Source organism: Pseudomonas sp. PDM13 (genome assembly GCF_025685765.1).
GTDB classification, from domain to species: Bacteria; Pseudomonadota; Gammaproteobacteria; order Pseudomonadales; family Pseudomonadaceae; genus Metapseudomonas; species Metapseudomonas solani.
Genome location: NZ_JAOTQU010000016.1, coordinates 60,655 through 73,333, shown reverse-complemented (window position 1 = coordinate 73,333; position 12,679 = coordinate 60,655). Strand labels below are relative to the sequence as shown.

General features: G+C 66.7%; 10 protein-coding genes. 8 read left to right on the top strand and 2 right to left on the bottom strand.

The window, feature by feature from the left end; translation table 11 throughout:
• The first annotated feature begins 7 nt into the window (after positions 1-7).
• The 8 genes from tssC to OEJ36_RS17285 all read left to right on the top strand — a co-directional run bounded on the left by tssC (position 8) and on the right by OEJ36_RS17285 (position 11,305).
• Complete coding sequence (tssC, locus tag OEJ36_RS17320) at positions 8-1,504, top strand: type VI secretion system contractile sheath large subunit (protein ID WP_263402563.1); 1,497 nt, start codon at positions 8-10, stop codon at positions 1,502-1,504.
• Positions 1,505-1,577: 73 nt separating this feature from the next.
• Entirely contained in the window at positions 1,578-2,066 is a 489-nt protein-coding gene (locus tag OEJ36_RS17315) for an Hcp family type VI secretion system effector (protein WP_031287032.1), read from the top strand.
• Between the two features lie 229 nt (positions 2,067-2,295).
• Positions 2,296-3,081 (top strand): type VI secretion system accessory protein TagJ, encoded by a 786-nt coding sequence (locus OEJ36_RS17310; RefSeq protein ID WP_021217509.1) that lies wholly within the window; start codon positions 2,296-2,298, stop codon positions 3,079-3,081.
• A 2-nt stretch (positions 3,082-3,083) separates the two neighbouring features.
• Positions 3,084-3,602, top strand: a complete 519-nt coding sequence (gene tssE, locus OEJ36_RS17305; protein WP_021217510.1) for a type VI secretion system baseplate subunit TssE — start codon at positions 3,084-3,086, stop codon at positions 3,600-3,602.
• A complete protein-coding gene (tssF, locus tag OEJ36_RS17300) occupies positions 3,599-5,458 on the top strand; it encodes a type VI secretion system baseplate subunit TssF (protein WP_031287034.1) in 1,860 nt (619 codons plus the stop codon). The genes tssE and tssF overlap by 4 nt, the downstream gene beginning before the upstream one ends.
• The gene (gene tssG / locus OEJ36_RS17295) at positions 5,422-6,450 is read left to right on the top strand and encodes a type VI secretion system baseplate subunit TssG (protein WP_021217512.1); all 1,029 of its coding nucleotides are present in this window, start codon (positions 5,422-5,424) and stop codon (positions 6,448-6,450) included. The genes tssF and tssG overlap by 37 nt, the downstream gene beginning before the upstream one ends.
• Positions 6,451-6,565: 115 nt before the next feature.
• Entirely contained in the window at positions 6,566-9,265 is a 2,700-nt protein-coding gene (tssH, locus tag OEJ36_RS17290) for a type VI secretion system ATPase TssH (protein WP_021217513.1), read from the top strand.
• Between the two features lie 126 nt (positions 9,266-9,391).
• Complete coding sequence (locus OEJ36_RS17285) at positions 9,392-11,305, top strand: type VI secretion system Vgr family protein (RefSeq protein ID WP_411861024.1); 1,914 nt, start codon at positions 9,392-9,394, stop codon at positions 11,303-11,305.
• Positions 11,306-11,886: 581 nt separating this feature from the next.
• Here the strand turns inward: OEJ36_RS17285 and OEJ36_RS17280 are convergent.
• Entirely contained in the window at positions 11,887-12,411 is a 525-nt protein-coding gene (locus OEJ36_RS17280) for a hypothetical protein (RefSeq protein WP_263402561.1), read from the bottom strand.
• Positions 12,412-12,675, bottom strand: a complete 264-nt coding sequence (locus tag OEJ36_RS17275) for a hypothetical protein (RefSeq protein ID WP_263402560.1) — start codon at positions 12,673-12,675, stop codon at positions 12,412-12,414.
• Between the last annotated feature and the right edge of the window lie 4 nt (positions 12,676-12,679).

The window sequence follows — 12,679 nt, the reverse complement described above, 5'->3', positions numbered from 1 at the left end:
CACCCAGATGGCCGAATTGATGACCGAAGCTGCGCCCCAGGGCGGCGAAGCGACCGAGCAGACCAGCGAGTTCGCCTCGCTGCTGCTGCAGGAATTCAAGCCCAAGACCGAGCGTGCCCGCGAAGCGGTGGAAACCGCCGTGCGCACCCTCGCCGAGCATGCCCTGGCACAGACCAGCCTGATCTCCAACGATGCGATCAAGTCGATCGAATCCATCATCGCTGCGATCGACGCCAAGCTCACCGAGCAGGTCAACCTGATCATGCACCACCCGGATTTCCAGCAACTGGAAAGCGCCTGGCGTGGCCTGCACTACCTGGTGAACAACACCGAGACCGACGAGCAGCTGAAGATCCGCGTGCTGAACATTTCCAAGGGCGAGCTGCACAAGACCCTGAAGAAATTCAAAGGCACCGCCTGGGACCAGAGCCCGATCTTCAAGAAGCTCTACGAAGAGGAATACGGCCAGTTCGGTGGCGAGCCCTACGGCTGCCTGCTGGGCGACTACTACTTCGACCAGTCGCCGCCGGACGTGGAGCTGCTGGGCGAGATCGCCAAGGTCTCCGCCGCCATGCACGCGCCGTTCATCTCCGCCGCCTCCCCCACCGTGATGGGCATGGGTTCCTGGCAGGAGCTGTCCAACCCGCGTGACCTGACCAAGATCTTCACCACCCCGGAATACGCCGGCTGGCGCTCGCTGCGCGAGTCCGACGACGCGCGCTACATCGGCCTGACCATGCCGCGCTTCCTGGCCCGCCAACCCTACGGTGCCAAGACCGACCCGGTGGAAGAGTTCGCCTTCGAGGAAGACACCGCCGGCGCCGACAGCGCCAAGTACACCTGGGCCAACTCGGCCTACGCCATGGCGGTGAACATCAACCGTTCGTTCAAGCTCTACGGCTGGTGCTCGCGCATCCGTGGCGTGGAGTCCGGTGGTGAAGTGCCGAACCTGCCGGCGCACACCTTCCCCACCGACGACGGTGGCGTGGACATGAAGTGCCCGACCGAGATCGCCATCTCCGACCGCCGCGAGGCCGAGCTGGCGAAGAACGGTTTCATGCCGCTGCTGCACAAGAAGAACACCGACCTGGCGGCCTTCATCGGCGCCCAGTCCCTGCAGAAGCCGGCCGAATACGACGACCCGGACGCCACCGCCAACGCCAACCTGGCGGCGCGCCTGCCGTACCTGTTCGCCACCTGCCGCTTCGCGCACTACCTCAAGTGCATCGTTCGCGACAAGATCGGCTCGTTCAAGGAGAAGGACGACATGCAGCGCTGGCTGCAGGACTGGATCCTCAACTACGTCGATGGCGATCCCGCTCACTCCACCGAAACCACCAAGGCGCAGCACCCGCTGGCAGCCGCTGAAGTGGTGGTCGAGGAGATCGAGGGCAACCCGGGCTATTACAGCTCGAAGTTCTACCTGCGTCCGCACTACCAGCTCGAAGGGCTGACCGTGTCGCTGCGCCTGGTATCCAAGCTGCCTTCGGCCAAGGGGGCCTGAGGCGCGTCACTTTAAGCGCCCGCCAGGTGGCGGGCGTCTCTGACAAAGTGGCGAAAGCCACGAAGGAGGAATGATGGCTGTAGATATGTTCATCAAGATCGGCGACGTCGAAGGCGAGTCCGCCGACAAGAGCCACGGCAAGGAAATCGACGTGCTGGCCTGGAGCTGGGGCATGTCCCAATCCGGCAACATGCACCAGGGTGGTGGCGGCGGCGCCGGCAAGGTAAGCGTGCAGGACCTGTCGCTGACCAAGTACGTCGACAAGTCCAGCCCCAACCTGATGATGGCCTGCTCCAGCGGTAAGCATTACCCGGAAGCCAAGCTGACCATCCGCAAGGCGGGCGGCGAGTCGCCGGTCGAGTACCTGATCATCACCATGAGCGAAGTGCTGATCTCCTCCGTGAGCACCGGCGGTAGCGGTGGTGAGGATCGCCTGACCGAAAACATCAGCCTGAACTTCGCCCAGGTGAAGGTCGACTACCAGCCGCAGAAAGCCGACGGCGCCAAAGATGGCGGCCCGGTCAAATACGGCTGGAACATCCGCGAGAACGTCAAGATCTGATGCTCTCTCATCCGGGCCTGCGCAAGCGGGCCCGGATGCGTTTCAAGCCACCCTCCCCCGGACCGACCATGGCCAGACCCTTGCCCGATTCCCACGCAGCGGCCTCCCCTCCGCCGGTCGACCTTCGTGACGCTGCCCACTGCCGCCTGCCCCAGGCCGCAGTGGAGAGCGCCACCTCGAGCCACATCCCCCATTCCCTTCGCGCAGCCCGGCTGCAGGCAGGACGACCATGACCGCCGAAGAACTACTGCGCGCAGGACGCGCCGACGAAGCCCTGAAGTCCTTGCAGGACCAGGTGCGTGCCCAACCTTCCAACGCCGAGCTGCGGGTGTTCCTGTTCCAGCTGCTGGCGGTGCTCGGCCAATGGAGCCGCGCACAGAACCAGCTGAAAGTTGCCGGCGAGCTGGATGCCAGCACCCTGGCCATGGTGCAGACCTACCGCACCGCCCTGGAATGCGAAGCCCTGCGCGCCGAAGTCTTCGCCGGCCGCCTCACCCCCGTGGTGCTGGGCGAGCCCGCCGAATGGGTGGCGCCGCTGATCCAGGCCCTCAAGCATGACGCCGAAGGCCAGCACGAAGCCGCCCAGGCCCTGCGCGACCAGGCCTTCGAAGCCGCCCCCGCCGTCGCCGGCACCCTCAACGACCAGCCCTTCGAATGGTTCGCCGACGCCGACCCGCGCCTGGGCCCGGTGCTCGAACTCATCGTCAACGGCCGCTACGTGTGGCTGCCGATGCACAACATCCAGAGCCTGGTGACCGAGGCACCCACCGACCTGCGCGACCTGGTCTGGCTGCCGGTGGAAGTCACCCTGGTCAACGGCGGCGCCACCGTGGGCCTGATCCCCAGCCGCTACCCCGGCAGCCAGGACGACGCCGACGGCGCCATCCGCCTCAGTCGCAAGACCGACTTCCTCGACGACGGCCGCCCCATCGGCCAGCGCCTGTTCGTCACCGACCAGGGCGACACCGCGCTGTTCGAACTGCGCACCCTCGCCTTCGGGCAGCCGGAGGCCTGAGCATGGCCGAGCTGACGCTGCAGGAACGTCTGCAACCCTCCCTTCTGGACCGGTTGACCGACGAAGACCCGAGCAACGCCAAGGAGAGCGTCGACAAGCGCGTGCTCTCCCTGACCCAGCTCAAGGCGTCCGTCCTGCGCGACCTGGCTTGGCTGTTCAACACCATCGCGCCGCTGGACAGCGAGACCTCCAGCGAGATCCAGGCCGGCAACTCGGTGGTCAACTACGGCCTGCCGCCGCTGGCCGGGCACACCGCCTCCAGCGTCGACGTACAGGCCATCGAGGCCCTGCTCACCGAGACCATCGCCGACTACGAGCCGCGCATCATCCGATCCACCTTGCGCGTGCGCGCCCAGCTGGCAGCCGACCAGATGAACCACAACGCCCTGTCCTTCGAGATCGAAGGCGACCTGTGGGCCGAACCCGTGCCCCTGCGCATGCTCCTCACCACCGACCTGGACCTGGAGACCGGCCACGTGCAGATCGTCCCCGCCGACCACCTGCGGAAGCGCAACAAATGAACCCGCGCATGCTCGAGTACTACAACCAGGAGCTGCAGCACATCCGCGAAAGCGCGGCGGAATTCGCCGGCGAGTACCCGAAGATCGCCAGCCGCCTGACCCTCTCCGGCATCGACTGCGCCGACCCCTATGTCGAGCGCCTGCTGGAAGGCTTCGCTTACCTCACCGCGCGGGTGCAGCTGAAGCTCGACGCCGAGTACCCCACATTCACCCATAACCTGCTGGAGATCGCTTACCCGCATTACCTGGCGCCGACCCCGTCGATGACCGTGGTGCAACTGCAGGCCGATCCCAACGAAGGCTCCCTGGCCAGCGGCTTCACCGTGGAGCGCAATGCCTCCCTGCGCGGCCTGCTGGGCACCGACGAACAGACCGCCTGCGAGTATCGCACCTCCCAGCCGGTGACCCTGTGGCCGCTGGAAGTGGCCAAGGTCGAATACTTCGGCAACCCCGCCTCGGTGCTCGGCCGCCTCGCCGCCTCCGAGCCCAGCGCCAAGGCCGCGCTGCGCCTGCGCCTGCGCACCGGTGCCGGGCTGCCCTTCAGCGCCCTGCCCCTGGAAAGCCTGTCGTTCTACCTGCACGGCGCCGACGAACAACCCTTCCGCCTCTACGAGCAACTGCTGGGCAATGCCTGCGCGGTGTTCGTCCAGGCCCCCGGCGGCGACTGGGTCGAGCGCCTGCCGCCGGAAAGCCTGCGCCCGCGCGGCTTCGACGACGAGGACGCGGTGCTGCCGGTGGTGCCCCGCGCCTTCCAGGGCTACCGCCTGCTGCAGGAATACTTCGCCCTGCCCAACCGCTTCCTGTTCATCGACGTGGCCAACCTGCGCCGCCCGGTGCAGCGCTGCGCCGGCCAGGAGCTGGACGTCATCGTGCTGTTCAACCGCATCGACCAGAGCCTGGAAGGCAGCATCGGCACCGAGCAGTTCAAGCTGTTCTGCACCCCGGCGGTGAACCTGTTCCCCCGGCGCGCCGACCGCATCCACCTGAGCGACCGCGTGCACGAACACCAGGTGATCGTCGACCGCACCCGCCCGCTGGATTTCGAGGTGCATTCGCTCACCGAGGTCAGCGGCCACGGTGCTGGCCCGGAGCAGCCCTTCCAGCCCTTCTATGCCGTGCGCGACCCGTCCCGCTATGGCCGCGAGCAGGCCTGGTACACGGTGCGCCGCGAGCCCCGCGTGCTCTCCAGCAAGCAGCGCCGCAAGGGCCCCCGCTCCACCTACATCGGCAGCGAGACCTTCGTTTCCCTGGTGGACGCCAACCAGGCGCCCTACCGCCACGACCTGCGCCAGCTGGGCATCGGTGCGCTGTGTACCAACCGCGACCTGCCGCTGTTCATGCCGGTGGGCAACGGCCGCAGCGATTTCACCCTGGAAGACAGCGCCCCGGTGGTGTCCGTGCGCTGCCTGGCCGGGCCGAGCCGCCCCCGTGTGAGCCGCGCCCATGACGCCAGCGCCTGGCGCCTGATCAGCCAGCTCTCGCTCAACTACCTATCGCTGAGCCAGGAAGGCCAGGGCGCCGCCGCCCTGCGCGAACTGCTGCGCCTGTATGGCGACCCCACCGACTCGGCGCTGCAGATGCAGATCGAAGGCCTGCGCCAGGTCACCAGCAAGCCCTGCACGCGGCGCCTGCCGATGCCGGGGCCCATCGTCTTCGGCCGCGGCCTGGAGATCGGCCTGGAGTTCGACGAGAACGCCTTCCGCGGCACCGGGGTCTTCCTCCTGGGCGCGGTGCTGGAACGTTTCCTGACACGTTACGTGTCGATCAACAGCTTCACCGAAACGGTGATGCGGACCACTGAACGGGGCGAGGTGATGCGATGGCGGGCGAAGCCCGGACGCCGTCCGAATCTGTGAACACCCTCGCGGCCATGGAGACCGCGCCCTGGAACTACGATTTCTTCCAGGCGCTGCGCCGCATCGAGTGCGAATTCCCCGAGCGCCCGCGCCTGGGGCATTCCGTGCGCCTGGCCGACGACCCGCTGCGCCTGGGGCAGAAACCCGATTGCGGCTTCGCTCCCTCGACCCTGGCCAGCGTCGAGCACAACCCCGACGGCACGCCACGCATCGAGCAGTACTTCTTCGGCCTCACCGGCCCCAACGGCCCGCTGCCGCTGCACCTGACCGAATACGCCCGTGAGCGCCAGCGCAACAATGCCGACGCCACCTTCAAGCGCTTTCTCGACGTCTTCAATCACCGCCTGCTGACCCTGTTCTACCGCGCCTGGGCCGAGGCCCGGCCGACCGTGAGCCAGGACCGCCCCGGCGACGACTACTGGTCGCCGCGCCTCGGCGCCCTCTCCGGCCGCGGCATGCAAAGCCTGATGGGCCAGGGCCCGATCGACGACGCCGCGCGCTATTACTTCACCGGCCACCTGGCGGCACAGACCCGCTACCCGGACGGCCTGCGCACCATACTCGCCGAGTTCTTCGGCGTGCCCGTGGCCATCGAGGAGTACGTCGGCCAGTGGCTGGAACTCCCCGAATACAGCCGCCTGGGCGCCCAGGCCAGCACCCTGGGCGTCGACCTGTGCCTGGGCACCCACGTGTGGGACCGCCAGCACAAGTTCCGCATCCGCATCGGCCCGCTGGGGCTCTCGCAGTACCAGCGCTTCCTCCCCGGTGGCGAGCTGTTCCATGAACTGGCCGCCTGGGTCGCCGAGTACCTGGGCGAGGAGCTGGACTGGGACAGCAACCTGGTGCTGGAACGTGACGAAGTGCCGCCCATGACCCTGGGCGGCGGCGACCGACTGGGCTTCAACACCTGGCTGGGCAAGCCCGAAGGCGACGCCGACGACCTGCTGCTGGCGGTGAGCCACCTGAACCACGGTGCGGAGGCGCGCGCCTGAGTGCACGCCACCGCTACCCGCCGATAGAAAACAACACGAAGCGCATGGAGTGCTTCAGACAGGACCAACCACACGGCCATCACAGCAAGCGTGCCGTCAGGAAAAGGAGAGCAAGATGAGCGAAATCAGTCGTGCCAAGCTGTTCGGAAAGCTGAACAGCCTCGCCTACAAGGCGATCGAAGCGGCCACGGTATTCTGCAAGCTGCGTGGCAACCCCTATGTCGAACTGGTGCACTGGTTCCACCAGGTCCTGCAGCTGCAGGATTCCGACCTGCACCAGATCATCCGCCAGTTCAACATCGAACCCGGGCGCCTGGCCAAGGACATCACCGAGGCGCTGGATCGCCTGCCCCGTGGCTCGACCTCGATCACCGACCTGTCTTCCCACGTCGAGGAAGCGGTGGAGCGCGGCTGGGTCTACGGCAGCCTGATGTTCGGTGAAAGCCAGGTGCGCACCGCCTACCTGGTGGTCGGCATCCTCAAGACGCCGAGCCTGCGCCACGCGCTGACCTCCATTTCCCGCGAGTTCGACAAGATCAAGGTGGAAACCCTGATCGAGCGCTTCGACGAGATCGTCGGCAGCTCCCCGGAAAACGCCCTGACCGCCACCGACGGCTTCAACGCCGGCGCCGCCCCGGGCGAGGCCAGCGGTGCCATGGCCCCTTCCGCCATGGGCAAGCAGGAAGCGCTGAAGCGCTTCACCGTCGACCTCACCGAGCAGGCCCGCAGCGGCAAGCTGGACCCCATCGTCGGCCGTGACGACGAGATCCGCCAACTGGTGGACATCCTCATGCGTCGCCGCCAGAACAACCCGATCCTCACCGGCGAGGCCGGCGTGGGCAAAACCGCAGTGGTGGAAGGCTTCGCCCTGCGCATCGTCGCCGGCGACGTGCCGCCCTCGCTGAAGGACGTCGAGCTGCGCGCCCTGGACGTGGGCCTGCTGCAGGCCGGCGCCAGCATGAAGGGCGAATTCGAACAGCGCCTGCGCCAGGTGATCGAAGACGTACAAAGCTCGCCCAAGCCGATCATCCTGTTCATCGACGAAGCCCACACCCTGGTGGGTGCCGGTGGTGCTGCCGGCACCGGCGACGCGGCCAACCTGCTCAAGCCGGCCCTGGCGCGCGGCACCCTGCGTACCGTCGCGGCCACCACCTGGGCCGAGTACAAGAAACACATCGAGAAGGACCCCGCCCTTACCCGCCGCTTCCAGGTGGTGCAGGTGGACGAGCCGTCCGAGCACCGCGCCATCCTGATGATGCGCGGCGTCGCCTCGACCATGGAGAAGCACCACCAGGTGCAGATCCTCGACGAAGCGCTCGAGGCTGCGGTCAAGCTATCCCACCGCTACATCCCTGCCCGCCAGCTGCCGGACAAGTCGGTGAGCCTGCTGGACACCGCCTGCGCCCGCGTCGCCATCAGCCTGCACGCCGTGCCGGCCGAGGTGGACGACAGCCGCCGTCGCATCGAAGCCCTGGAAACCGAGCTGGCCATCATCGGCCGCGAGCACGCCATCGGCGTCGCCATCGGCAGCCGTCGCACCGACGTCGACAACGCGCTGGCGGAAGAGCGCGGCCGCCTGGCCGAGCTGGAAGCCCGCTGGAACGAAGAGAAGGCCCTGGTGGACGAGTTGCTGGCCACCCGTGCCAGCCTGCGCGCCGCCGCCGAACCGGTGGACGGCACCAGCCGCGAAGGTGGCGCCGATGCGCCGAGCCTGAGCGAGGACGAGCTCAATGGCCTGCGCGCCAAGCTGGCCGACCTGCAACAGCGCCTGAGCACGCTGCAGGGCGAGAACCCGCTGATCCTGCCGACCGTGGACTACCAGGCCGTGGCCTCGGTGGTGGCCGACTGGACCGGCATCCCGGTGGGCCGCATGGCCCGCAACGAGATCGAGACCGTGCTCAACCTGGGCACCCACCTGAAGAAGCGCATCATCGGCCAGGACCACGCCCTGGAGATGATCGCCAAGCGCATCCAGACCTCTCGCGCAGGGCTCGACAACCCCAGCAAGCCCATCGGCGTGTTCATGCTCGCCGGCACCTCGGGCGTGGGCAAGACCGAAACCGCGCTGGCCCTGGCCGAAGCTATGTACGGCGGTGAGCAGAACGTCATCACCATCAACATGAGCGAGTTCCAGGAAGCCCATACCGTCTCCACCCTCAAGGGTGCCCCGCCCGGCTACATCGGCTACGGCGAAGGCGGCGTGCTCACCGAGGCGGTACGGCGCAAGCCCTACAGCGTGGTGCTGCTGGACGAGGTGGAGAAAGCCCACCCGGACGTGCACGAGATCTTCTTCCAGGTGTTCGACAAGGGCGTGATGGAAGACGGCGAAGGCCGGGTGATCGACTTCAAGAACACCCTGATCCTGCTCACCACCAACGCCGGCACCGACCTGATCGCCAGCCTGTGCAACGACCCCGAGCTGATGCCCGAACCCGAAGGCATCGCCAAGTCGCTGCGTGAGCCGCTGCTGAAGATCTTCCCGCCGGCCCTGCTCGGCCGCCTGGTGACCATCCCCTACTACCCGCTGACCGACGAGATGCTGAAGAGCATCACCCGCCTGCAGCTGGGCCGCATCAAGAAGCGCGTGGAAGGCTCGCACAAGGTGCCCTTCGACTTCGACGACAAGGTGGTGGACCTGGTGGTTTCGCGCTGCACCGAAACCGAGAGCGGCGGTCGCCAGATCGACGCCATCCTCACCAACAGCATGCTGCCGGACCTCTCCCGCGAGTTCCTCGGCCGCATGCTGGAAGGCCGCAAGGTCGAGAAGGTGGTGGTGGGCGCCGAGAACGGCGAGTTCACCTACAGCTTCGATTGAAGCGACGCGGCGCACTCCGCCCTGGAGTGCGCCGCCTGATGTAAACGGTTCCGGCGCGTCGGAACCCGGCAGTGACGCGCGCAGCGCTAAGGAAGTAGTGGGATGGCGATTACGCAACGGGCACGCATGGCCAAGGTCAGCAGCCCGCTGGGCGGCGATGCATTGCTGCTGGACCGGCTCGACGGCCATGAGGAACTAGGGCGGCTGTTCGACTATGAACTGAGCCTGATCTCCGAGGATCACTCGATCCAGCTCGACGCCCTGCTGGGCAAGCCCATGGGGGTTTCCCTGGACCTGCCCGACGGCAGCCAGCGCTACTTCCATGGCATCGCCTGCCGCTGCAGCCAGGCCGCCGGCACCGGCCAGTTCGCCGCCTACCAGGTGAGCCTGCGGCCCTGGTTCTGGTTGCTGTCGCGCACCTCCGACTGCCGCATCTTCCAGAACAAGACGGTGCCGGACATCATCAAGCAGGTGTTCCGCGACCTCGGCTTCTCGGATTTCGAAGACGCCCTCACCCGCCCCTACACCGAGTGGGAATACTGCGTTCAGTACCGCGAGACCAGCTTCGAGTTCGTCAGCCGGCTGATGGAACAGGAAGGTATCTACTACTACTTCCGCCACGAGCAGGCGCGCCATGTGCTGGTGCTCTCCGATGCCTACGGCGCCCATGCGCCGGTGGCCGGCTACGCCACGGTGCCCTTCTACCCGCTGGCGGACCAGATGCGCGAACGCGACCACGTCTATGACTGGTACCTGGCGCGAGAGGTGCAGCCGGGTTCGCTGTCCCTCAACGACTACGACTTCCAGCGCCCCAGTGCCCACCTGCAGGTGCGCTCCACCGTCAGCCGCGCCCACAGCAACGCCGAGCACCCGCTGTACGACTACCCGGGCGAATACACCCAGAGCCAGGACGGCGAGCAGTACGCGCGCAACCGCATCGAAGCCATCCAGACCCAGTTCGAGCGCGTGCAGCTGCGCACCAACGCCCGCGGCCTGGGCTGCGGCCACCTGTTCAAGATGACCGGCTACCCCCGCGACGACCAGAACCGCGAGTACCTGATCGTCGGCGCGCGCTATTCGGTCAGCCAGGAAAGCTATGAAAGCGGCGCCTCGGGCGGCCCGCTGCAATTCGACAGCTCGCTGGACTGCATCGAGGCGCGCCAGCCCTTCCGCCCCATGCCCACCACCATCAAGCCCATTGTCCAGGGCCCGCAGACGGCCATGGTCGTCGGCCCCAAGGGCGAGGAAATCTGGACCGACCAGTACGGCCGGGTGAAAGTGCACTTCTACTGGGACCGCCACGACCAGTCCAACGAAAACAGCTCCTGCTGGATACGCGTGTCCCAGGCCTGGGCCGGCAAGAACTGGGGCTCGGTACAGATCCCGCGCATCGGCCAGGAAGTGATAGTCGGCTTCCTCGAAGGCGACCCCGACCGCCCGATCATCACCGGCCGCGTGTACAACGCCGAGCAGACGGTGCCCTACGAGCTGCCCGCCAACGCCACCCAGAGCGGCACCAAGAGCCGTTCGAGCAAGGGCGGCACGCCGGCGAACTTCAACGAAATCCGCATGGAGGACAAGAAGGGCGCCGAGCAGCTGTACATCCACGCGGAGCGCAACCAGGACATCGCCGTCGAGCACGACGAATCCCACTGGGTCGGCCACAACCGCACCAAGAGCGTGGACAACGACGAGCTGGCGCGCATCGGCCAGGACCGCACCCGCGCGGTGAAACGCAACGACACCCTGATGGTGGGCGGCGCCAAGACCGACAGCGTGAGCACCCAGTACCTGATCGAAGCCGGCGCGCAGATCCGCCTGGTGTGCGGCAAGAGCGTGCTGGAATTCAACGCCAGCGGCGAGATCAACATCTCCGGCACCGCCTTCAACCTCTACACCAGCGGCAACACCGCCATCGACACGGGCAGCCGCCTCGACCTCAACTCCGGGGTCGCCAGCGAAGTGCCGAGCAAGGGCAAGGGCATCAAGGGCACCATCGACGCCATGGTCAAGGCACTGTTCCCCCCGCCCAAGGCCTGATCGCCCTACCCGGTTGAAAGGGGCGTTTGTCGCTGCCCCACCAGCCTTTGCTCATAGGGTTTCGAGGTGCGCGTGACGTTCTCGGTGCGCGCAGCACATCCTACGGGCGGAGTTCGGTTTACGAGGGGGGCCGCGATATCCCAAGGCCCGCCCCTGCAGGATCGAGCTCACTCGCGATGCGGTGCCGCCGGCCGATCACCAATGCCCCCGCCGCGTAGGGTGGACCCCGCTCCATCGGTCCACCTTGCGTGCTCGCCGGCCACACCGTTGGATGGAAAAAGCGCCATCCACCCTACACACCGGTTGGCACCGTGGTTCGGGTTGGGCGCGGTGCCGTAGGTTGGCGCCGAGCGCAGCGAGGCCCAACACCGCCATGTCCGGTCTTGCGGCGGGCTCTCCCTGTGGGAGCGGCTTCAGCCGCGAAAGATCTGCAGCCGGTACAGGGCGGCGAGTCGCCGGGTATTCCATCGCGAATGAATTCGCTCCCACGAGGCGCGCCACGGCACGGCGCCCGGGTTGGGGATGGTGTAGGGGCGAATTCATTCGCCCAAGGGCAACGGCGTTGCCCATCAGGCGGTGCGTCAGGCGTTGGCCGGCACGAAGTCCGGGCCGCCGAGCTTGTCGCGCACGGTCACGGCGGTGCGCAGCAGCGGTGTCCACATGCCGTCGGGGCTGTTCCAGGCGGCGCCGGCCCAGCGGGTGTCGGCTTGCAGGGCGGCCTTGTTGGCTTCCAGCTGGCGTTGCAGGGCTATCGCCACGCCGTTCATGTCCACCTCGAACAGCTCGCCATAGGGCCCTTCCGGCTGGGCGCGTTTCTTCGCCAGGCAGAAGCGGTAGTACCAGACCCAGTCGTGGGCCAGGTAGATGGCGCGGTTGCGGTCCGGGTAGGTGGCCAGGATCTTCAGCAGCGCCGCGACGAAGCGCTGGGGGAAGGCCGGGTCGCGGGTTTCGCGCCAATAGGGCACCACCAACTGGTCGAAGGCGGCCACCACGTTCTGCGGCTCGTCGTTGTCGCTGCGCGCTTCGAGGAAGTAGAACGGCTCGCCCACCAGGAAGCAGTCCAGTTCATCGTTGGCGAGGGCGAGACGAAGCGAGCTTTGAACCACCTAGATTGCGGTGCCGCGAAGCTTGCCCGGCTTGACCATCAGCAGGTCATCCATTTCGCGGTTCTTGCATCGACGGGCGAACTCGATCGCCGCTTCGACATCGTTCTCGAGCAAGTCGAAAGTCGCTTTGTTGACCTCGTAATACTCCTCGTAATCAACGAGACCATTGCTCACGGGAATCGACAGGAACAAACGGCCCGACTCCTCCTCGATCCCCAGGGAAAACAGGTACTCCCGGCTGACGAACAGATCGGTGAATTTCATCATT